General features: G+C 54.5%; 22 protein-coding genes. 9 read left to right on the top strand and 13 right to left on the bottom strand.

What is annotated here, in order from left to right; translation table 11 throughout:
- Nucleotides 1–77: 77 nt before the first annotated feature.
- The 3 genes from H8K04_12995 to H8K04_13005 all read right to left on the bottom strand — a co-directional run bounded on the left by H8K04_12995 (nt 78) and on the right by H8K04_13005 (nt 1868).
- Entirely contained in the window at nt 78–821 is a 744-nt protein-coding gene (locus H8K04_12995) for an OmpA family protein (GenBank protein UVT14753.1), read from the bottom strand.
- A gap of 462 nt (nt 822–1283) precedes the next feature.
- On the bottom strand, nt 1284–1460 hold the full coding sequence (locus H8K04_13000) for a DUF3309 domain-containing protein (protein UVT14754.1): 177 nt from the start codon (nt 1458–1460) through the stop codon (nt 1284–1286).
- 66 nt (nt 1461–1526) lie between these two features.
- Nucleotides 1527–1868 carry a YtxH domain-containing protein gene (locus tag H8K04_13005; GenBank protein UVT14755.1) on the bottom strand — a complete coding sequence of 114 codons (342 nt, stop codon included), beginning with the start codon at nt 1866–1868 and terminating at the stop codon, nt 1527–1529.
- A gap of 204 nt (nt 1869–2072) precedes the next feature.
- Between H8K04_13005 and H8K04_13010 the strand changes: the two genes are divergently transcribed.
- Nucleotides 2073–2531: a hypothetical protein gene (locus H8K04_13010; GenBank protein ID UVT14756.1), complete on the top strand. Its 459-nt coding sequence runs from the start codon at nt 2073–2075 to the stop codon at nt 2529–2531.
- Nucleotides 2532–2651: 120 nt separating this feature from the next.
- On the opposite strand, the gene H8K04_13015 is transcribed toward H8K04_13010, so the two are convergent.
- From H8K04_13015 to H8K04_13040, 6 genes are all read right to left on the bottom strand, one after another.
- Nucleotides 2652–3227 (bottom strand): hypothetical protein, encoded by a 576-nt coding sequence (locus H8K04_13015; GenBank protein UVT14757.1) that lies wholly within the window; start codon nt 3225–3227, stop codon nt 2652–2654.
- Nucleotides 3228–3956: 729 nt separating this feature from the next.
- Nucleotides 3957–4343, bottom strand: a complete 387-nt coding sequence (locus tag H8K04_13020; GenBank protein UVT14758.1) for a hypothetical protein — start codon at nt 4341–4343, stop codon at nt 3957–3959.
- 407 nt (nt 4344–4750) lie between these two features.
- On the bottom strand, nt 4751–5419 hold the full coding sequence (locus tag H8K04_13025; protein ID UVT14759.1) for a Crp/Fnr family transcriptional regulator: 669 nt from the start codon (nt 5417–5419) through the stop codon (nt 4751–4753).
- A 177-nt stretch (nt 5420–5596) separates the two neighbouring features.
- Nucleotides 5597–5965 carry a hypothetical protein gene (locus H8K04_13030; GenBank protein ID UVT14760.1) on the bottom strand — a complete coding sequence of 123 codons (369 nt, stop codon included), beginning with the start codon at nt 5963–5965 and terminating at the stop codon, nt 5597–5599.
- Between the two features lie 66 nt (nt 5966–6031).
- Nucleotides 6032–6217, bottom strand: a complete 186-nt coding sequence (locus H8K04_13035) for a hypothetical protein (GenBank protein UVT14761.1) — start codon at nt 6215–6217, stop codon at nt 6032–6034.
- A gap of 43 nt (nt 6218–6260) precedes the next feature.
- A complete protein-coding gene (locus H8K04_13040) occupies nt 6261–6428 on the bottom strand; it encodes a DUF1328 domain-containing protein (protein UVT14762.1) in 168 nt (55 codons plus the stop codon).
- 421 nt (nt 6429–6849) lie between these two features.
- Between H8K04_13040 and H8K04_13045 the strand changes: the two genes are divergently transcribed.
- Entirely contained in the window at nt 6850–7728 is an 879-nt protein-coding gene (locus H8K04_13045; GenBank protein UVT14763.1) for a helix-turn-helix transcriptional regulator, read from the top strand.
- Between the two features lie 675 nt (nt 7729–8403).
- Here H8K04_13045 and nuoI read toward each other — a convergent pair.
- The 3 genes from nuoI to H8K04_13060 form a co-directional block, all read right to left on the bottom strand.
- Nucleotides 8404–8976, bottom strand: a complete 573-nt coding sequence (gene nuoI / locus H8K04_13050; protein UVT14764.1) for an NADH-quinone oxidoreductase subunit NuoI — start codon at nt 8974–8976, stop codon at nt 8404–8406.
- On the bottom strand, nt 8973–9593 hold the full coding sequence (locus tag H8K04_13055) for a phosphate-starvation-inducible PsiE family protein (GenBank protein UVT14765.1): 621 nt from the start codon (nt 9591–9593) through the stop codon (nt 8973–8975). The genes nuoI and H8K04_13055 overlap by 4 nt, the downstream gene beginning before the upstream one ends.
- A 306-nt stretch (nt 9594–9899) precedes the next feature.
- Nucleotides 9900–10220 carry a hypothetical protein gene (locus H8K04_13060; GenBank protein ID UVT14766.1) on the bottom strand — a complete coding sequence of 107 codons (321 nt, stop codon included), beginning with the start codon at nt 10218–10220 and terminating at the stop codon, nt 9900–9902.
- Between the two features lie 575 nt (nt 10221–10795).
- On the opposite strand from H8K04_13060, the gene H8K04_13065 reads away from it, so the two are divergent.
- The 6 genes from H8K04_13065 (at nt 10796) to H8K04_13090 (ending at nt 16302) form a co-directional block, all read left to right on the top strand.
- Nucleotides 10796–12610, top strand: coding sequence for an APC family permease (locus H8K04_13065; GenBank protein ID UVT14767.1), 1815 nt, complete (start codon nt 10796–10798; stop codon nt 12608–12610).
- Nucleotides 12611–12612: 2 nt separating this feature from the next.
- Nucleotides 12613–13692 carry a hypothetical protein gene (locus H8K04_13070; protein ID UVT14768.1) on the top strand — a complete coding sequence of 360 codons (1080 nt, stop codon included), beginning with the start codon at nt 12613–12615 and terminating at the stop codon, nt 13690–13692.
- A gap of 157 nt (nt 13693–13849) precedes the next feature.
- A complete protein-coding gene (locus H8K04_13075) occupies nt 13850–14092 on the top strand; it encodes a hypothetical protein (protein ID UVT14769.1) in 243 nt (80 codons plus the stop codon).
- Nucleotides 14092–14436 carry a type II toxin-antitoxin system PemK/MazF family toxin gene (locus H8K04_13080; protein ID UVT14770.1) on the top strand — a complete coding sequence of 115 codons (345 nt, stop codon included), beginning with the start codon at nt 14092–14094 and terminating at the stop codon, nt 14434–14436. The genes H8K04_13075 and H8K04_13080 overlap by 1 nt, the downstream gene beginning before the upstream one ends.
- 1279 nt (nt 14437–15715) lie before the next feature.
- Nucleotides 15716–15913: a ribbon-helix-helix protein, CopG family gene (locus H8K04_13085; protein ID UVT14771.1), complete on the top strand. Its 198-nt coding sequence runs from the start codon at nt 15716–15718 to the stop codon at nt 15911–15913.
- Nucleotides 15910–16302: a type II toxin-antitoxin system death-on-curing family toxin gene (locus H8K04_13090; GenBank protein ID UVT14772.1), complete on the top strand. Its 393-nt coding sequence runs from the start codon at nt 15910–15912 to the stop codon at nt 16300–16302. The genes H8K04_13085 and H8K04_13090 overlap by 4 nt, the downstream gene beginning before the upstream one ends.
- Before the next feature lie 18 nt (nt 16303–16320).
- Here H8K04_13090 and H8K04_13095 read toward each other — a convergent pair whose 3' ends face one another.
- Nucleotides 16321–17904 (bottom strand): hypothetical protein, encoded by a 1584-nt coding sequence (locus H8K04_13095; GenBank protein ID UVT14773.1) that lies wholly within the window; start codon nt 17902–17904, stop codon nt 16321–16323.
- 248 nt (nt 17905–18152) lie between these two features.
- Between H8K04_13095 and H8K04_13100 the strand changes: the two genes are divergently transcribed.
- Complete coding sequence (locus H8K04_13100; GenBank protein UVT14774.1) at nt 18153–19598, top strand: NFACT family protein; 1446 nt, start codon at nt 18153–18155, stop codon at nt 19596–19598.
- Nucleotides 19599–20247 lie beyond the last annotated feature (649 nt).

Consider the following 20247-nt stretch of genomic DNA (forward strand, 5'->3'; position numbering starts at 1 on the left):
GATAGACCACCGTTGTAAACCATGCACTGATCGAGCCGCCTATGCCTCCCAGAGGTTCCTTCCGCACCACCATTCAGCTATGACACAATGATTTCGACACGACGGTTCTTGGCGCGTCCCTCTGCCGTGTCGTTGCTGGCGACCGGGTGACTGTCCCCGTGGCCTGCTGCTGATACCTGGCTGCTGACACCCCCGTCCCGAAGCGCCTGTGCGGCACTGTCGGCCCGCGCGTTTGACAGCTCTTGGTTGGACGGATATTTCCTTTTCAACCCGTTCCGGACTGGAACGTTGTCAGTGTAGCCCGCCACATGCACTTGTTTTTCCGGGAAGTCTCTGAGGACGACGCCTACTCGATGCAAGACATCAGCCCCTTCGCCCTTCAGCTGGTCTTGCCCGGAATCGAATAGTAGACCGGACGCCAAACTGATCGTCAGGGCACTGCCGGATTGGTGAACCAACACCGTGCCCTTGGAAATTTCCGGTTGCAGCGCCCTTAAGAGGTCTTTCTCGGCCTTGGCTTGTTTGGGCGTCTCCACGGCCCTGGATCGGATTGCCGCGAGTTCACGATCATGATCGGCGAGCTGACGTTGCGCGACCCCCAGCTCGTCAGCCAGCCGTTGACGCTCTCGCTCTAGCACCGCAAGGCGGTCGGCAGTGTTGTCTGGTACAATCGCGAGTACCGGCTTGGATGGACATTGCCCGCTCCGCTCATAGCCGTACCAACCCTCACTCGTACATACAGCCGGTTGTTTGATATATGAAGAACAGCCTGCGAAAGTGACCAGAGTGGTTGCCAGGATGGTGGTTTTTAGTATCTGCATGATGATCTCCTCTTTCTGAATATCGCGGTTTGCATCCAGTACGTCTCCCCCATTTCCCGCATCATGTGGAACATCTCTCATGACCAAGTCGGCGCTTAGTGGCGGTCTTTCAGCAGGTTGCCAAGTGTGAGAACGCTCTCCGGCCTTCTTTCATAGCTTGGCTCGTCAGTGCGGCTCGCGTACCTCCGCAGTCGGTAGGCCATTCCCCGCGCGTCTTAGAAGCCTTGTATCTCTGCGGCTTCCCTGAGCTCCCCCCGCGAACCCGATGCGTTACACCGCTGTTACTCATTGAAGACTCGCTCAACATCCTCCGCTCGGATGAAACCATGTACACAATGCCGGAGCCGAAAGAATGGCTACACTTTCGTGTGAGTCCCATCACATGAGGCAACACAGCTTTGGTTCTTATCCCGGCGGAGGCGCTGTACGATCAGAGCGGATCAACACCAGCGCTCGCTCCCATCAAGACTTTTCAGTTGCCGACTGTCCCATCCGACCGATCAGGGTCTGAATAACCAGAACCAGGAGGAGGAAGCCCAGCCCGCCGCTGGGGAGATATCCCCAGTTACCGCTGTGGGACCAGATCGGAAGTACGCCAAGAAACAACACTCCTAATATGCCGATAAGAATAATACTCATCTTGATTCTCCTTTTGTTCGCACGTTCGCCACACAGTCCACCATTTGGTAGCCATGCATTCTGCGGTCACACCTTCTTGTCACCCGACAATCGCTCACGCTCCCTATGCATGGCCGTGCGACCGGCTTCGGCAGCCTCGGTGAGGACCGCCCGCTTGTCTTTGATGAACTCGCGGCCCTTATCCAGCGCCTGATCCACAACCTCGGTGGCTTTGTCGGCCAGATCATGGATATTCTCCTCGGCTCGTCGCACATACCCTCTCAACTGCTCCTGCGATTTACGACCGGACTGTGGGGCCAGCAACAACGCCGCCGCAGCTCCCAGCAACCCTCCGGTCACAAAAGCCCATCCCACCACTCCTAATGAACACCCTCTGTTATCTGTGATCGAGCGTTCCTCATCTTCCATTGAGCATCCCTCCTTCTCGGTGAATATGTGCCTTGACGATTCGGCTTTCATGTCGAACCGGACATATCCTCCCTAAACTTCTCCCTCTTAGCCTAGTATGACGAGAAGCGTTGGAGTAGTCCGGTCAATATCGCTCAGTACGCAAGCGCCTAAGCGCGTACCGTTACTTGCAAAAGAATCGTACGTCTACCCAAGGAGGCTCCAATGGTAGCCATTCCAAAACTCGTCGTTGTCCTGTCGTGTGGATTGTTGCTATGTCTCGGGCTGGCCAACACGGCGCAGGCAAAGCATTCGCCTTCATCATCAGACATTATGAAAACTGACTCTCAATCCGACTCCGGGCTAGGCTTTCAATCCGATGATGGCAGGCAAAAGACCGCGGACGATAAGAAGAGCACTAACCGCGTAGAGGACGCCAAGAAAATCACGGGTGAACTGTTCCGTATCAAAGACGGGAACTATTTCATCAAGGTGGAGGAGGGCAGAACCATACGTTTGCATACCGATAAAACAACCCAGATGATTGGGAAAATCATGAAGAGTGACCGTATTGAGGCAATGGTGAACGATCAGAATCACGCGCTGTCCATTCGCTCGGTGCGAAAAACCGATGCTGGGCATGATAATAAACAGGGCCGCGATTCGCTCGGTTCAAAGAACTGATGCCGCGCATGGAAGTGAAGCCGGCCGACTGACGCCACGCTTGAATCAGGTAACAGCGGCTCAAAGAGGCACTATATGGGCAACGCCGTAGTCCTGCAGTCACTCGACAGGCGAGAGGGATCATCGAGGATAAAGCGCACGGCCTTCCTCTTCAGAGAACACACCTTTCTGGATGAGTAACTGAATGAGCTTGTCGGTAGGGGTCGTGGTTGGAGTCGGCGACACATTCTCCTTCGTTTTCGCCGGAACGGGCGACCGTTTCGTACCATACACACGAAAAACCGGAGTGAACACGATGAGATAGTCTTTGTTGCGAATGCGCACGGTAGCAGGACCACTTTCGGTGTAGGGGGGTAGGTTTGGACCGGATCCTCGAGGGATGCGAAAGTAAGGTTTGTCGCCGTCTGCTTCGCCGTCCTGCCCCAGAACCTCCATGCGTGTCAGATTTGATTGGCTCGTGCCCGCCATCCATTCATCGCCACCGATATTGGTGATCTTGTCAAGAACGATGATAAGCGACTCTCCCGCCAAAGGATCTGACGACAAGTTCTTCACACTCACATCGTACAGATACTCGCTATTGAAGTTGTCGCGGCCTTTGAGAGTGACCACGACCTGAGCCGCTTTGTCGGTCAAGTCAACAAGTTGGTCCAATACTCCGGCCAGGACGTGGGGAGGAAAGACCGCACTCGCCACCAGACACAGAAGCGCCCCCCCTGCTCCGAGCCTCCGATGGGAAACACAACGCGAGAACGGTTCAGACGGATGTCTTGTCCGAGCCTGCGAACACTCTTTCACATTATCTGCCACCATACGGCTCACTTTCTGCCATGCTCGGTTTCACGTTCCGGCGATTCAGGAATACTTTCTGCGACGCACGAGCAAATGTACAACACCTGGTCAGGACGACGGTATAATAGTAGCCCCCATCTCTCCGATGATGCCGGGATGCCTTATGCCGGCGGTTCAGGCGACCTGCCGATGTCTCATCGGCTCGTGCGGCGCGTGAGCAGAAAGCGCGAGGCGCGGGCTCACGGACTGAGCGCAGATCGAACACAGATTCGGCCCTAGAGTTCTTGAAACCACAGGCACACTCACAGATGCCGAGCCACATTTAGAACAGCAAACGGGCTCCATCTGGTCACAGTATTGATACGACCGGGCGACTCGACAGGTCATGATGCCCCCTCCTCGGCTGAGAAAGACGGCGACTGCATATACATCTGACAACATGCCAACACGCCCGATGCCTGTCTGGTCACAATTGATCAGTGAGGAAGAGATTTGCGTGTGGCAGAAAGGGCAGGTTGGACTCACATTGGGTGGGCGGAGTTTCGTTGATTGACCAGGTGAACTCTACGGGAAGTCGACGCAATGTTTTCTGAGGCGTTGGGCTGCTCCCGGGATTGCCTCAATCCTTCTCTCTTAAGACCGTCCCATCGCCTGCCGCAGGGGCTCACTGCGCTCCTGTCGATGATCGAGTTCCTCCAGCACGATCACGATGCTTGAGTCGTCGTGAGAATTGCGATCTGCCAATCCGAATCCACGCATCAGGATCCTGCGCCTTGCCCCAAGAAGGACACGCTTCAATTCGAAAAGCTCAAAGATATTGGCATCTCGGCGATGGTCCAGAGCTGTTTGGATCGCGTTCCGAAGGTCGAGAACGGACGCCGAATGAATCTCGCAGGCCCGCCCAATCTCAGCCTGATCGAAATGGCCTGTCAGTTCCAGGGCTCTGCGGTTCAGGTGGAGCAATTGCTGCCGACGAGAGAACATCAGAATACCGGGCCGATAGCACGCTCTGTCATTCAACGGGATCGGCTCAGAGATTGCCCCTCGTCCACGTTGCATCCGTAATATAAGGTTTCTCCGCCTTATGGTTTCACCGCTCATCTTGAGTCCCTCCCTACGATCAGAAAAAGCGTGTGGCCGTGCCGTGAAAGTTTGCCTCGAGGTTCCATTCATGGAAGGTTTCTCGTACACGCAGCCCTCGACAGCGTGGGAGGCGTGCCTGACATGTTCCTATCGAACTGGAGCCACGCCTCTTGTCTGTGTCAGAAGCACCAACAGCCTCTCCCTTATGGACGAGCATAGTTAAGTAGACGACGTCCGTCTGTTCACAATTGTTCAGTAGGTAAATATTATGGTGTGCCGCCACGGCCTGGAAGGAGCCTGGCTTGGCTATGCGGAGTCACCGACGTCGAATCAGTTGAAAGAACTCAGTCGTGAAGAACGACATTGAGGAGAGAACTATGCACATGCAATCCGTGGTTCCGGCGTAACCCGCCTCTATAATCAATGAACCCTAACTTGCGGAACTTATTCATAAAGAAACTGACGCGAGAGCGGGTGGTGCCGATCATCTCGGCCAACGTTTCCTGGCTGATCTTCGCAATGACCGTCTCCGGCTTACTCTCCTTCCCAAAGTGGGCCAACAACAGTAGCGCGCGCGCCAGCCGTTTCTCACTGGAATTAAACAGTTGATCCACTAAATCCTCTTGGACTCGAATCGAGTGCACCAGCAAATAGGACATAAATGCCTCGGCGAACGTGGGTTGATCGCGAAGCAGGCGAAGCATGACGGCTTTGTCGATGCGGAGAATCTGGGAGTCTTCCAGGGTCGTCGCCGTCGCCGGTCGAACAGTCTGTCCCACCAGGCAGGACTCTCCTACAAAGGCACCGGACTCAAGGATCGCCACGACGGCTTCCTTGCCATGTGCCGAGACCACGGTCAGTTTAACCTTGCCGGCCTGGACATAGAACACTTCGTCAGCTGTATCCCCTTGTGAGAAGATAATCTGCTTCTTGCGACACGCGAGCATCGTTTTGCCCTTGTCGATCTTCGTGAGGAAGGTGCCCAGATTGAACGGTATGTGCATGCGTGCCATTGATCACCCTCCTTTTCATTTCGAGCGAAAGAGCCAGCCCTTGACGTGCAGAATGCTATGGTCGTACCCAGAGCCGTTGGTCATCCATCAGAGGCTATGCACTTCCTTCGCAGTCATGATGTTCACCGCTTCACGGTCAAGACGAACCTGAAACAACGGACCATGCTCCGTTTTCTGTCATGCCGCGCGAAATACCGCTAGCAGATCACTCAATGCCATGGTCTTGTGTTTCAGCATGGCCCGTTCTACTTTCAGCTCATTCAGAGCGACCGCCTTCGCGTCTCCTTCCGCGAGGCAGGACTCGATAAGCGAACACACCCGATTGCACTCCTGCTCGACCTTCGCCTTGACCACCTGATTGACAGACAGCATGTCCAGCACAGTGGCCTTGGTCGAGGCGAGATGCGACTGTAATTCGGCTTCCGGATAGCTGATACGCGCTGCCTCGCTCACACATCGATCCATGCTTTGCGCTAAGAAGACGTACAATCTGGCCAGCGTATCCGTGACCTCGATATGATTATGAATGACGGATGGGGTCTTCATGCTTCATGCTCCTTCTCGTTACAGACGCTCGTGCGTCTGGGTGGTCGAGTGCGTATCCTGGGGTGACTAGCTACCCGGTCGTGGCGTGGTTTCTACGGAAAGACTCGACTCCGATGACCCCTGCATCGACGCCTTCAATGCTTCGATAGCCTTCGCGACGTCCTGTTCCGTCGATCCAAACCGATCTCCCATCACCTTGATGGCCTGAGCGATCGCTTTCTTCATCTTCAGGATTTGTTCTTCAGATACCATGATCCTCCTCTCGCTCGTGAAACTCCGTGACGAATCTAATCGATCAGGACACCCCAACGGTGCGTCGCGCCGTCCAGTGGATTACCAGCAAGACGATTCCGCTCAAAAGCAGAGTCCAGGAACTCTGCGTCGCAACCGGGGCCACTCCAGCCAAATTCAAGGCCCCAGCAGCCAACCCGATGAATAGGAACACCGCTGCGTAGCACACCATGTTGAACTCCTCTCCAGAGTTGGGGAGCACTATCAGGAACGTCTTTGCTCGCTGCCCTCACTTCCAGTCGACTACGCCCTGGCGGCATAACCCATGAATCGCCAATCGTGGGAAACGATCGTCGCCTGAAGATCCTCTCTGGCGTTGAAGCGGCGGAGACTGAAAAATCGGTCGCGCCAGTGAAGGAGCCGAATCGCGCGAGGGACTTAGGACAGCCGGCGTAGCCCGAACGTCAGAGGATACAGCGATGCATCGATCATGCTACCCGTCACAACCCACATCAGAAACATGACCTCATATGACTCACGCTACGCGCTTTAACTATAAATAGTCAAGTATTATGTTGCTATGCACTTGATCTCCTTCTATTATTGACCACAATTAGTTAACCACTTCGTTACATCGCAAAAGGACGATCTTTATGGACGTTGCGCTGCTCATCAGGAATCGATTGAAAGAGCTGGGGCTGGGTCAACGGACTCTCGCCCGTGCGGCTCACGTGACCGAATCATATATCTCGCAGTTACTCACACAAAAAAAGCTGCCGCCGGCGCCGAATCGGACCGACATGTACGATAAGATCGGACGAGTGCTGAAATTGCCGCCGGGACAACTTGCCAAACTTGCCGATCAACAGCGCCGAGAACAGCTCAGGAAGCGGCTGGGAGATCAGCCGAATCCGTTGTTGCATGACGTGCGAGAATTGATCCTCCGCAAGTGTCATCCCGGGAAAACCCGGCAGATCCGCGCGATTTTTGAGAAACAACCTTTCGGCGAACTCGAACGCTTCGTCACACAGAAACTCCTCGGCGTCGTCAAAAGTGTGGCTCGGCAGGAACTCGACAATCCGATGTGGGTTCGCCAGGTGGCTCGACTGAACAAGAAAAGTTACCCACAGATGCGCGTCACCGTGCTGGAGTTCCTGGATACGACGATTTTCGATCTCTCGAACGAGAACTGCATCGCGTTTCTCGATCCCCTGATCGAATCCTGGAATATTGACCTCGTCACCTTTTGCATTGAGATTGTCTTGAACCGCCGGGTGGCACCAGGCCACCACAAGACATTCGAGTTTATGGAAAGAAGACCGGACAAGACTTCGGGAGAGGAACCAGGCCTAAAGGAGTTTCTCCAAGATCCCTTACTGAGCGGGGATGCGACCGAGGAGGAACTTCTCTTTCTTCGCACACTGACGTTTGATAACAAACGACCAACCTCGCTCTACTATTACCGTGAGCTTCAGAGCCTGAGAGACCCCCTGCATTTTCAGGCCTCTGACAAGAAACTTTCTCCACGGTAACAACGCACTGGCACCTTGTTACTTGGTCAGAACGACAGTCACAAGCAGAGCAACCCCCCAGGTAATCGCATACGCAAGCAAGAGGAGTTCCGCTGCCATCGCTTGTCTAAAATCACGCCACTTGCTCATGGTTTCCTCACGGCATTAATCTTTCGCCTTATGCACTGAATAAACTGTCTGATCCTCACGTGGTCTTTGCTGTCGGATTCTTAATCGTAAATCCTGAAGGATGCGCGCGATCCACAAGTGATCAACTTTCGTGCTGATCAGCAAAGGAGCGCTCTGTGATGATGGTCCCTGTGGTTCACCTCACTCGACCTTTTCCAGACCTGGCCATCGGTGACCCAGGTGGGCGTGCGCTGCTCCGAGTCGGTTGACTGTGACTCACTTGATTCGCCTCAATCCCTGGGTCCGTCGTCGCACCGCAGAGGAGGCAACGCCATCCCAATATCGGAGGCTGCCCCATGTCTCTCATTTGGATGGCGACCAAGAGACCTTGGCAACGTAGACAGCGCATGACATCTCCTATGGGTTCTTTCTACAACACCCTTCTCAAGGTCCCATTCCAGATAAGGGATGCATATATGGAATTGGAGTAACTTCGAAAGAAGCAATACCACCACACCTCGGCGATGAAATCCCATGGCCTGAACATGCAGGCCTCCTTCCCGAAACCTAGCAAGCTTTGGATGGATGGTTTGGGGATGCGACATTAAAGACCGCGAGATTCGGATGCTGGAACTCCAGCCGTTTCTCGCGTATCTGAAACGCACGATCCCCAATTGCCAACAGCTGTTGTTTGTTGAGATACAGGTCCCGCTTGTCATAGACGGCCCACTCGTATTCCCGAGTCATCGCCAGGGCATCCACCGGACAGGCTTGAACACACAGTCCACAAAATAAACAGCGTGTCATGTCCATCGAGTACGCACGTGCGTATCGCTTCGTCGGTTCCCCTGGGACTTCTGCGCTCTCAACGGCGATGACGCGAGAGGGACAAGCAGCCTCACAAAGATCACACCCGACGCACTTCTCGGTTTCATCTTCATACCGCAACAAGGCCAACATGCCCCGATAATTATCCGGCAGAATCCGCTTCTCGTGTGGATACTGAAGGGTGATCGGCTTGTAGTGAATGAGATGGCTCATGGTCGACTGCATTCCCACAGCAATCTCATAGAAGGTGATCAGCTTGATCCACGCCGTGAACCCTCGATACCGCCTTGCCCATCTCTCGTTCAGTCTCATGTGTATTCTTTCTTGAACTTGACGAGCGGTCCGTCGATTCCCCACCGACACGACTCTGCGCTCTCACCCTTGCGATCAGGTCCCCGAGTCACTTCAGTCCGTTCCGTCATGGCCGGGAGGGATGCCCGCCGTGAGACATGGATGGCTACAATCAAAACCACGACGACGAGCACATTCGCCCCAAGATCCATGAGATAGCGGTTGAACACCAGATCGGTGAGTTCATTCATATACGAAATTTGAGCTCCGGTGGTCAGAATGCGCCGGGTTGACGCAATCACGCAGATGTACAGGAACGGTTCCAGGGTAATGACTCTGGTCTTTACGAAATTAATGGTGGTCCTGAACAGCTCCAACAAGATGATGACCAATAAGAGATCATGCACCAGCCCGAGGACCGCGAGCACCGCGTCGGATCCCACTCCACTCATGAAGGCATACCACGCACGGACAAACAGCACGATGCTGACGGCCAGGAAACTCACTCCTGTCGTGACGTACCCGAGCCCGTCCAGGGTCTCCATCACTTTGACCGCCTTATCGCCGAAGACCCCGTCCAAGAAGGACCATCGGTTTGTCGGGCTTCGTCTGCTCGTTGCGATCGCACCGTCCATCATTTCCCCTTCTCCGCTCTTCGGTGTCCTGTCCTCGCAGAAGGACTACGGCTCACCATAGACGAACACCGCTCTCTGCCAACGTCATGCGCCTGCCTTTGTCCGCGTATTGACCGATCAAGACCGTCTACTTGCCTCTTCCTCTGGGATTGAGGCCCAAATCGTGATACCCCACAACAACACGACAATCGCAACCAGGCTATAAATCTGATACATGTTCATCACCTCCGGTTTGAAATCCCTTCAAATGTGCTCGTGTGCCTCGGTTCACCCATCCCGCCTCCATCCGGTGGGGGTTAGAATACCCCTTCAAAATGTCGGTGCCGATCGGATCGTCTTCCTCGTCTCCTCTGCACCGGCACAGCTTTGTTCAGCCAACATGCGTTGCCCAGCACTAGCCAACGCCGGGATTCTAGCCTGACAGGCCGTGAGCGAATCCTCCGCTGCCCCGGAGGCTACGACCGCACGTGCTCCTATCGGAGCGTCGCGCGCTTCTGTCGGAGGGACAATCATGGATCCTTTCAGGTGCGAATCAGCTGCTTGAGCAAGTAGAGTTGACGATAGAGACAGTGCTGCGAGCACCACCACCATCCAAACGGCGGTACCTTTTGTCGTGGTCGTTTTCATCATGATTCCTCCTCCTCTCTCATTTGTCGGCCCCCATGCACCCCAGGCGCAGAAGACACCAACCCTCTGACAAGCGCGGTTGGTCATGCAATGCTGGACTCGATGACGGACGTGCTTCGAAGGAACGGAGGCAGAGACTGAGGAATCAGACGCGCGGGCGTGGGAGGGAATGCGCGAGAGATGGGACAGTCGACGTCGGTTCACTACGTCATAGCATCACCCTACAGACCCCCGCTATTTGCTGTCAATGCGTTAAAGAGGAGCCGGCCATATAACGCCTTGATTCTATGGTGGTATATTTATTTGTCTGGGGGAAGATAATCAATCGATCAGAAAGGCGGCCAACCCTATGCGTCGTGTTTCATGTGTTCGTGCACAGAACAGGGAGAAGTTCACTATCCGCCGGAGCTTTGCCCTTTCGTTTCCCGTCGTACCAGAATTTTCTTACCATGAGACAGTCTCACGATCGCTGAACATGGCAACAATCACTAAAATTGTCACCAACCTGAGTCTTTCGCCCTACGGCCGAGGCCATCTTAACATTCTCCCATTTGAGAAGTTTATGCGATAATCCCTCCATGATCCTGAAACGCTGGCTCGTCGGAGATCCACTCAAGACTGCTCAAGCAAGGCACGAACGGCTTTCAAAAACGATCGCCCTAGCCATCTTCTCGTCGAACGCTATTTCCTCCGTCGCTTATGGGACCGAAGAAATCCTGCTCGTGCTCATGCTCGCCGGAACTGCTGCAGTCGCCTGGTCGATCCCGGTCAGTCTGGCCATTCTTTTCTTGATCTTGGTCTTGACCATCTCCTATCGCCAGATCATTTATGAATATCCGCAGGGGGGCGGCGCATACGTGGTTGCCCGATCCAACCTGGGCGATATACCCGCCCTGGTGGCTGCGGCGGCCCTGATGATTGATTATGTCTTGACTGTGGCCGTCAGCGTGGCGGCAGGCATCGCGGCACTCACCTCAGCAATCCCGAGTCTATTCATCCATCGCGAAGCCTTGGGCCTTGTCGCCATTCTCTTCATGATCGTGATGAATCTGCGCGGGGTTCGCGAATCAGGAAAGTTCTTCGCCGTCCCAACCTATTTTGCCATCGGAGCGCTGGGCCTCCTTGTCATCGTGGGTACAGTTCGGTCCCTAGCCTACTCCGGATCCGCTCCCCCTCCGACAAACCCTGTGGAAACAGAAACTCTTACCCTATTCTTAGTTCTTCGAGCCTTTGCCGTAGGCTGTTCGACGGTCACTGGCATGGAAGTCATTTCAAACGGAGTCAGAGCCTTTCGAGCCCCAGAATCCAAAAATGCCGCAATCACCATGGTTTGGATGTCCACAATCCTGGCATCGTTGTTCATAGGTATCAGCTGGATGGCCTATCACTACGGCATTCTGGCCAAGGTGGATGAAACGGTGGTCTCGCAATTGGCTCGCGTCACGTTCGGCACTGGGCTCATCTATTATGCGGTTCAGATCGGCACTATGGCATTGTTGGTGCTGGCGGCGAACAGCGCCTTCGCAGGCTTCCCGAACCTAGCGTCGATCCTGGCTCGGGACGGATTCATGCCCCATCAGATGGCGACGTTCGGTGATCGCCTGGTCTTCTCAAACGGTATCATCATTCTCGGAGTCTTCGCCTGCCTCTTGCTTGTCGTCTTTGAGGGGGATACTCACGCGCTGATTCCGTTGTATGCCATCGGCGTGTTCATGTCGTTCACTCTCTCCCAAGCCGGCATGGTGAAACGGTGGCTCGTCAAGAAAGGCCCGCACTGGCAGACCAAATTGATCGTCAATGGAGCCGGCGCTCTGACCACCGGCATCGCGACCATTATCATCGCCAGCACCAAATTCACGCAGGGCGCCTGGATTGTGTTCCTGCTTATCGCCATCCTGCTTCTCATGTTTCAAGGGATTCGCTCCCACTACAAGGCCGTCACGGAGCAGATCGCACTGGACCGCCGAGGGGAACGGCCTCCCTTGCCCCGGCGCAATATCGTGATCATTCCGATCAGCGGCCTGAATCGCGCCGTCGTCCGAGCATTGGACTATGCCAGAAGTCGACCTGGTGAGGTTCGTGCCGTCTATGTGGACCTAGACCCGGAAGAAAGCGCCAAGGTCAAGATTCAGTGGGCCCAATGGGGTGGTGGGGTCAATCTGATCGCCCTGTCTTCCCCATACCGCTCAATCCTCGGATCGCTGCTCCATTACATCGAAGAAGTCCTGGAGAAAGACCCAAACACCTGGGTGACCGTGGTGATCCCGGAGATTCTTCCTGCCAGGTGGTGGCAGAATATCCTGCACAACCAGCGGGCGCTGATGCTCAAAGCCGCGCTGCTCTTCAAAGACCGCGTCATTCTCACCGATGTCCCGTACCACCTGACAAGGTGAGCGTGGATGACAGAAAGCTCAACGTGAACTTTCGTCAAGTTGAGAGCCACCTCCTCTCTCCGCTTCTCGCCAAACTATTCACCTTTACGTTTTTCTTCAGTTTCCTGACCGGACAGTCGTTCGCTTTCAACATCGCGTGGCCGGCAGAAGGGTCCACCGTCACGGCAGGAAGCACTGTGCCGGCTCGTGTGGATTTGGGAAAAGACACGGGTCTCGTCAAAGTTCGCTACTATTGGTACGGCGAGCAGGACGACACGCTCGTCGAACAGGATGATTCGACGGCCACCGGTTCGATCGTAGCGCCGGTAGCCATGATCGGACTGCCTGAACACGATCCCGCCTTTGGCGGTCCGTTGAAAGTGCCGCGCGACGGCATCGGGCCGATGCGGTTATTAGCCGTTGCTGAAATCTCCCGCGGCCGGTTGGGCACGCGATCGATTTTCGACGAGGTGATCGTACACGTGGAACCGATTGCCGTCCTCACTGCCATCGATTTTGAGACGGATAAACCTCTGCACCTGGGCCGCGCAGGACAATCCTCCGCGTTCGGCCACGTCGATTCGCTGGGCAAAGTTTTCGAACTCCCGGTCGTCGGCGACTTTGCCGACGGCGTCACCCGACGCATCAGCACACCGACCAGCGGGACCAGCTACACATCATCCAACGAAGACGTCATAAAGATTGTGAACGATGGGTTGCTCCAGATTGTCGGCAATGGAAAAACCACTATCACCGTCACCAACCGAGGCAAACAAGGCTCTCTTGACGTGGACGTGAATGTGAACGATGAACCAAACGACCCGCCCATCGCCGATGCTGGCACGAACAAGTCGGTCAAGGCCGGATCCAGAGTGAAACTGAGCGGCCTCAAGAGCCGCGACCCGGAGGGCGAGGCCCTGTACTATAGCTGGAGCCAAGTGCGCGGCAGTAAAGTCTCTCTCCTCGATGCCAACAACTCAGAGGCCTCCTTCCTGGCACCGTTGGTTTCAGAACCGCGGACCTACCGCTTCAAACTGCGAGTGACGGATAAAAAAGGGGCGGATAGCTTGCCAGCATTCGTGGATGTGACGGTAGAACCATAGAAACATACTGCCTCAGACAGCGAACAGAGAATCCAGTACCTTCACCACCACTCAAAGCCATGACCGCTCACTTCCTCCCCATAATATAAAAGGATTGATCTTACAATAAGCAGTTTATAGAATGACTTTTATTAGTCTTAGCATAAGGTGATAAATTATGGGAGCCATTGCGGTATCCAAGAAAGAGGAGCAGCAGATTGAACGGCTTCGGAAGGAACTGCGTATTCCGACAAAGGCAGGAGTGCTTCGAATGGCACTGAAGACCCTTGAATACCAAACTGCTGAAGAGCGGCTACGGCTTGAGATCCGTGAATCTGTCCGGCGTTGCGCAGCAGCCGACAAGCGAGAACTTCAGGAGCTTGCTCAGGGTGCTATAAGCCGCCGAGTTTCAGGCGACTAATGCAGATCAAGCGAGGCCACCTATATGTAGTGGACTTCAATCCACGGGTCCGAACCAAACCTGGGAAACTTCGTCCTGCTTTGGTTGTACAGTCCGATCTCGTGAATGAGGCCGGGTATCCTTCTACCATCGTCATTCCGACAACCAGCAAACTCGTGGAAGACCCAGGAATTTTACGATACCGTCTTTCCAAAGGAGACGCAGCCCTCGACTGCGACAGCGACTTGCTGCTTGGACAAATGATTGCGGTGGCCAATGAATCATTCTCTAAAGAGATGGGAAGTCTGCCGCAAAGCACGTTTGAAGAAATAGAGCGGCGAATCAGAATCATTCTCGGACTGTAACACTCCAACCAGCGTAGCCAAGGAGCAATTCAACCTGAATGCAAGACCAAGCGGCCTCAAGAGCCGCGACCCGGAGGGCGAGGCCCTGTACTATAGCTGGAGCCAAGTGCGCGGCAGTAAAGTCTCTCTCCTCGATGCCAACAACTCAGAGGCCTCCTTCCTGGCACCGTTGGTTTCAGAACCGCGGACCTACCGCTTCAAACTGCGAGTGACGGATAAAAAGGGAGCGGATAGCTTGCCGGCGTTTGTGGATGTGACGGTGGAACCTTAGACGGATGAAAAGCCATTCGCGAAGCATGATCAGTATCAGATCGAGATTGTCTCGATAGCGATCTCCTTACTGTTTCTAACTTTGGAGTCTTATGCTTCTTGCTAATTTCAATGACCGTCTAAATGAAATGATGGGTGTCAAATGGGGAGAGATTACCAAAGAGACAAAGGAGACGTTCTCAAAGGACAGAGCAGATGCGGCTCAGAGAGGGATGGTTCACTCAAGCCACACCCTTGGCCTCTATCAGAAAAAACGGCTACTGCAAAAGCAAGCGAGCTGAAGCCGTGAATGGCGGAAGCTACAGCCACAGATGGCTTGCCCTTGCCAAGAAGTGGTTTATCTTTGTGTGCTCAGCGCCTCGCGGTTTACCTCAATAAGTTATCCGAACATGGACTACGCCATGACCCAACTCTGAATCCAGCTTCAGTTTGCAACGGACTGAGCCTCACGGAAGAGCAGCTGGCTCTTGCTGCAGACGAACTTGTTGAGCATGAGTGGGTCCAATTGGTCAAGACTCATTCAATGGGGAAAGCAGGATTCTCTACTCTCTCTCCAACAACTCTGCTATTCATCGTCACAGATCCCTTCATAACGGGTAACGATCCAAAGTCCGACGCCAGGGAATTAGCTTCGCTACTCACCAGGCAGCCTGATGGATCAGCAAATCTCTCTGACCTAGATAAACAGTTGGCATGGGGGCCTCGGAGAATCAATCCCGCAGTGGGGTATCTTCAACAAAATGGTTTTGTCCTCTCCTCGAAGACTTTGAATTCCTATCCCTATGACGTTTCATGGATTAGAGCGACAGAAAGGACCAGGCGATCCGCTATAACTAACTAGGTATCAAACAACCTCATTGGCCTGTAGGTTTGGCGGGCCTGCTGGAGCTCTTTTATGCTACGCATGACTGGCCCACTACCCACCTCGTGTATCGTTTGCCCTTCTCTGGTCATTCGAATATACTGAAGCCGACCCTAGATTCCACCGAATGATGAAGAGTTCGGTCTCATGACTACGGTAACAGTATCTCTCTCCGATGAAGAAATGCGTCGCCTTGAAGAGGTGAGCAAGCGTGAGGGTTTGACCGTTGAACAGATGGTTCGACTCGGCATTAGCGACTTCATCGGCCAACCAGACGAATCCTTCCGCGCTGCGGCGAAACGTGTTATGGAGAAGAACGCCGAGCTTTACCGTCGCCTCTCGTGAGCCGCTATCTTTCCCTAGCCGAGGTTTTAGAACTCCACAGATCTGTGATCGAACGCTGGGGCGGTGCTAGCGGGATTCGCGATCTTGGTGCGCTGGAGTCCGCTTTGGCCCAACCACGCCAGAGTTTTGCTGGACAAGCTCTCTATCCCGATATCACGAGCCAAGCTGCAGCTCTTTGCTTTTCCTTAGTACTCAACCATCCTTTCGTTGATGGGAACAAAAGGATCGGGCATGCGGCAATGGAACTTTTTCTGATCATTAATGGTCATGAACTTCTCGCAAATATTGATGAACAAGAACGTATCATGTTGGATCTGGCGGCTGGCCATCTGACTCGTGACAGGTTCGTGGACTGGGTAAAGCATCATACCGCGCCATTTAAAAGTTAACCGCACGCTAAGAATCGTTCACACCTTCCCCAGTCTTACCGGTCCGTAGGTTTGGCGGGCTTGCTGGAGCTCTTTGATATGTTTCCGCAATGCGGGGCCGAACGTGGAACGATCCACATCGCGCTTGAATCGCTTGCTCTCTCGCTCGACGTGATTGATGGCTTCTTCCAGCTGTCCGACTAAGCGCTGACCTGAACCGGTGAGCCACCCGAGATGATGATCGGCATAGTGCAGGTCTTGTAGCGAGTAGCGGACGGACTCAACTTCCTCCAAGCAACGAAATCGCGCTCGTTGCAGGTCTCGCCGGGTGAGCCCCGCGCTCTTCCATCTTTTTGCCCCGTCTCGCCCTGCGGACCAGGACACGAGCCGCTCGAACAAGAGCGCGCCCATGGTAAACGTGAACGCAGCATGCAGAATACCGCGTAGCGGGCGAAGGCTCCGCCGCCACGGTGAATAGAAGATCTGCTGATTACGGTCGCCCACATACATGACATGCTTGCGCAGCAGGAGATTCAAGTGGTGATGGCTATTCTCATGAACGAGATCGTCGATCAAATCCAGATTGCCGCGGTCGAAACAGTTTATGAAGGACAGCCCAGGCCGATGCCGATAGCTGAAACTGACCACGCCCTTTGCCCGGAGGGGAACAATCCGCGAGGTCAATAGCGCCAACACTTCATGGCCTTCCGGCCAAGCGCACTGGATGGTCCGCCAGGCGCCGGCGATGCGCTCCACCTGTCGCCGTGCAGTGAGCTTCATGGTCTTAGGCTGGCGATCCTTTCCGTAGACAAGGGATGGGCCGACGGTGATTGGGTTGTTCTCGTTTTGGATGGCAACCACAGGTGAATGATAGGTCCACTCCCATCGCCCCTTTTCTCCCCATCTCGACCAGATTGAGGATACGGTCTTGCCGACCTTCACAGTGATGCCGGTCGGCTCCACTCGAAACGTGACGCGTCCTGACGCCTGCCGCAATGCGCGTTGAACCTGGGGCGGCGCTGAACACCATGCTCCATCGAGGTCACCAGCGAGCGTTCCCGCGACTTCGCTACGCTCAAAATGATCGGTCAGCGATCCCGACACACTCCATGGTCCCATCCTCTTCTGGCCACACCATTTGAGCAACGATGCGGGGTCAAACCACAAGGACTCCTGGGTCAATTCCTGGGCCAACCGACGACACAGAGCGAACAACCGCTTTTCAAGTCCACCGACATGAGGTCGCCCGGTCGGGAAGAGATCGTCAAGATAGCCATGTTCAAAAAACTTCTCCTGACATTCGTCATACAGCTGCGCCGCAAAATCGGGTCGATCCTGCTCCATTTTCAACTGCCCGAGCACATCGAGGAGATAGACCAGATCATTGAGTGTTTCGATCCACCCGACAACTTTCCAGCTGGAATAGGTCGCTAACTTGAGGCTTGAATGAAGGACGTCGAAGAACCCGGTGGGAAGCCCGAACTCTCCAGCCAGATCGGAATAGTCGGCACGCAGTTCTTGGCACAGCTCGATGAGCAACCGCCGCATCGACAGACGAAACTCATCTCTTAATTGCGCGAGCGGCTGCGGATCAAGAAGGAGCATACCGGGACGACTACGCAAGTAATGCTCCCCAGACTCTAGCGTAATAAGAAGACGGGCGCAACTTCGAGCGACGCATCGCTACGATCCGCTCCGAATGGGCGCAATGCCATGACAAACCGTTGGTCCCGCTCTTGCGGCTTCTCACTCCGCATCGTACAGTATCCGCTACAACACTTGCCCGTACCAATCACACTTGTGCCCTGGCTGCTCGTTTGAGACACGATGGCAGTAAGCCGCAACCTACAGACCGGCATTGGCATTGACTCATGACCCTCAACGCTTCCGACCTGTCACAGATAGTGCAGGAGCTTTCTAGTTTGTTGCTCGGAGGATGGATTCAGAAAATTCATCAGCCGACAACTTGCACGTTGGTGCTCGACATTCGAGTACCCGGGCAGACACATCGGCTGCTTATCTCATCCGAACCGGAGGCTGCCCGTCTCCATCTCACCACCCACTCACTACCCAATCCCCCGACACCTCCGCCGTTCTGTCAATTTCTTAGAGCCCACTTCCAAGGAGCGAGGATCGACGAGCTTCGTCAGATTTCGAACGATCGTATCGTTGAACTCCAGATCACAGGCAAGGGAGGGGCCGGGATAATCGTGTGTGAATTAACCGGGAAAAGGGCCAACGTACTGGTCCTCGATGCCGGACGACGAGTGCTGAGGGACCTACTCCACCAGCAAGCTCTTACCGGACAACCCTATGCGGTGCCGGCAGCACACACGGCCGGACGAGAACACGCACCTGCCAGATTCACCGGAGCCGCCGGGTCCCTGTTCCCTATTTCAAGGGAAATCGATGCCTACTACCAGCGCCAAGGTGCCGCGCGAGAGATTGCTCAGGCCAAGGATGCACGTGTGCGGTTCCTCAAGAAAACACTCAAGAAAGAGCTGCGATTGCTTGAGGCCTGGCGGGGTGATCTGTCAAGAGCGAATACCTATCGAGACTATGCCCGGTACGGAGAATTGATCAAAGCCAACCTCAGCTCAATCAAGAAAGGGACTGATCATATTGAGGTGACGGACTACTTCGATGACAAGTTACCCGATATATCCATTCCGCTTGATCCTACGAAATCGGCCCAGCGCAACATGGATGACTACTTTCGGAAGCATCGCAAATATCTCGCGGCCGAGCGCGAGCTCAAACCGCGCATCGAACGGGCGGAGCAGCAGGTCCAGACACTTCGTGACGAGCTCAAAGAGACCGAGCTAGAAACTTGGACGCCTGCCCCCAGAGTTCCTACCCGCCCTGCCTCCGGCACCATTACTTACCCGACTCCTGACCGACGACGTTCAGCCGATGACCGGCGAGGCCCCTTTCGGCGGTTTACGTCGACGGATGGACTTCCGATCTTCGTCGGACGCAACGCCCGGGAGAATGATGAACTGACGTTCGGCCTGGCCAAGAGTGAGGATCTCTGGTTACATGCCCGCGGCACACCCGGCTCTCATGTCGTTGTGAGACTAGCCAAAGGCACCGAGCCCCCACCTGAAACCCTTCGCGACGCGGCAACCTTGGCCCTGCTCTATAGCGACTTGAAGAAGAGCGGCAAGGGCGATGTCATCTATACACGCCGCAAATGGGTCAGGAAGGCAAAGGGCCAGGCTGCCGGCGCCGTGAATGTCACACAAGAACGATCACTCCACGTCAGTCTTGATCAGGTACGGCTTGCGGCGCTCAAAAACAGAGGACTTCAAGAGTAGTCACAGTTTGCACTAGAGCATTGGCCCGTCGCTCACATCGCCCTTCCCACAAGAATAAACGAACCTTACGCGTCTTGACTTACCGGAGTTTCAGTATATGCAGGCGCTGGAAAGTCACCGGCTAGATCTAGCAGGGGATGAGTACAGGATGATCACCGGGCAACGTTTGGCTCTAGAACAAGTGTATTCACTTAGCTATGCTTGATTATATATTTTATACCTAGTACTATCTTTCTCCATTAATACTGACTCCATCCATTATCCTTTCGGACAAGGGCGCTTTGCGGTCAGGCTCCATTGCTTTCACTCCCAGTTTCCGATGCTTCTCTCAATGGTGGTGTACCACCCGAGGACGACGCCTATCTTTCCCGTGGCTCATTCTCCAATTTCAATCATTCGCGGAGAATTCGGCATCCCGACCCGTTCTCGCTATACTGCCCGCAACCATCGGCTCGAGCGCGACCTCATGGGCCGACGGCTTCCAAAATCCCTTTCAAAGCGCAGCAGCAATCGGACAAGCCTCAGCCTTTGCCGTTCAGGCTGACGACCCGTCCGCTATCCACTACAAACCGGCTCGGATGACTCGACCCTCCGGCGTGCAGATTGCGGGATGCATTCAATTCCTGGGTCCTCATATGAAGTTTACGAG

Origin of the sequence: Nitrospira sp., from assembly GCA_024760525.1 — a bacterium.
Classification (GTDB): domain Bacteria; phylum Nitrospirota; class Nitrospiria; order Nitrospirales; family Nitrospiraceae; genus Nitrospira_D.

Bases quoted from the DNA above. Each gene is read 5' to 3' on its own strand.
- H8K04_13060 (UVT14766.1), bottom strand. From the start codon at position 10,220: ATGATGAAAACGACCACGACAAAAGGTACCGCCGTTTGGATGGTGGTG.
- H8K04_13040 (UVT14762.1), bottom strand. From the start codon at position 6,428: ATGGTGTGCTACGCAGCGGTGTTCCTATTCATCGGGTTGGCTGCTGGG.
- H8K04_13055 (UVT14765.1), bottom strand. From the start codon at position 9,593: ATGATGGACGGTGCGATCGCAACGAGCAGACGAAGCCCGACAAACCGA.
- H8K04_13045 (UVT14763.1), top strand. From the start codon at position 6,850: ATGGACGTTGCGCTGCTCATCAGGAATCGATTGAAAGAGCTGGGGCTG.
- H8K04_13065 (UVT14767.1), top strand. From the start codon at position 10,796: ATGATCCTGAAACGCTGGCTCGTCGGAGATCCACTCAAGACTGCTCAA.
- H8K04_13085 (UVT14771.1), top strand. From the start codon at position 15,716: ATGACTACGGTAACAGTATCTCTCTCCGATGAAGAAATGCGTCGCCTT.
- H8K04_13035 (UVT14761.1), bottom strand. From the start codon at position 6,217: ATGGTATCTGAAGAACAAATCCTGAAGATGAAGAAAGCGATCGCTCAG.
- H8K04_12995 (UVT14753.1), bottom strand. From the start codon at position 821: ATGCAGATACTAAAAACCACCATCCTGGCAACCACTCTGGTCACTTTC.
- nuoI (UVT14764.1), bottom strand. From the start codon at position 8,976: ATGAGACTGAACGAGAGATGGGCAAGGCGGTATCGAGGGTTCACGGCG.
- H8K04_13000 (UVT14754.1), bottom strand. From the start codon at position 1,460: ATGAGTATTATTCTTATCGGCATATTAGGAGTGTTGTTTCTTGGCGTA.
- H8K04_13075 (UVT14769.1), top strand. From the start codon at position 13,850: ATGGGAGCCATTGCGGTATCCAAGAAAGAGGAGCAGCAGATTGAACGG.
- H8K04_13080 (UVT14770.1), top strand. From the start codon at position 14,092: ATGCAGATCAAGCGAGGCCACCTATATGTAGTGGACTTCAATCCACGG.
- H8K04_13100 (UVT14774.1), top strand. From the start codon at position 18,153: ATGACCCTCAACGCTTCCGACCTGTCACAGATAGTGCAGGAGCTTTCT.
- H8K04_13010 (UVT14756.1), top strand. From the start codon at position 2,073: ATGGTAGCCATTCCAAAACTCGTCGTTGTCCTGTCGTGTGGATTGTTG.
- H8K04_13005 (UVT14755.1), bottom strand. From the start codon at position 1,868: ATGGAAGATGAGGAACGCTCGATCACAGATAACAGAGGGTGTTCATTA.
- H8K04_13030 (UVT14760.1), bottom strand. From the start codon at position 5,965: ATGAAGACCCCATCCGTCATTCATAATCATATCGAGGTCACGGATACG.
- H8K04_13025 (UVT14759.1), bottom strand. From the start codon at position 5,419: ATGGCACGCATGCACATACCGTTCAATCTGGGCACCTTCCTCACGAAG.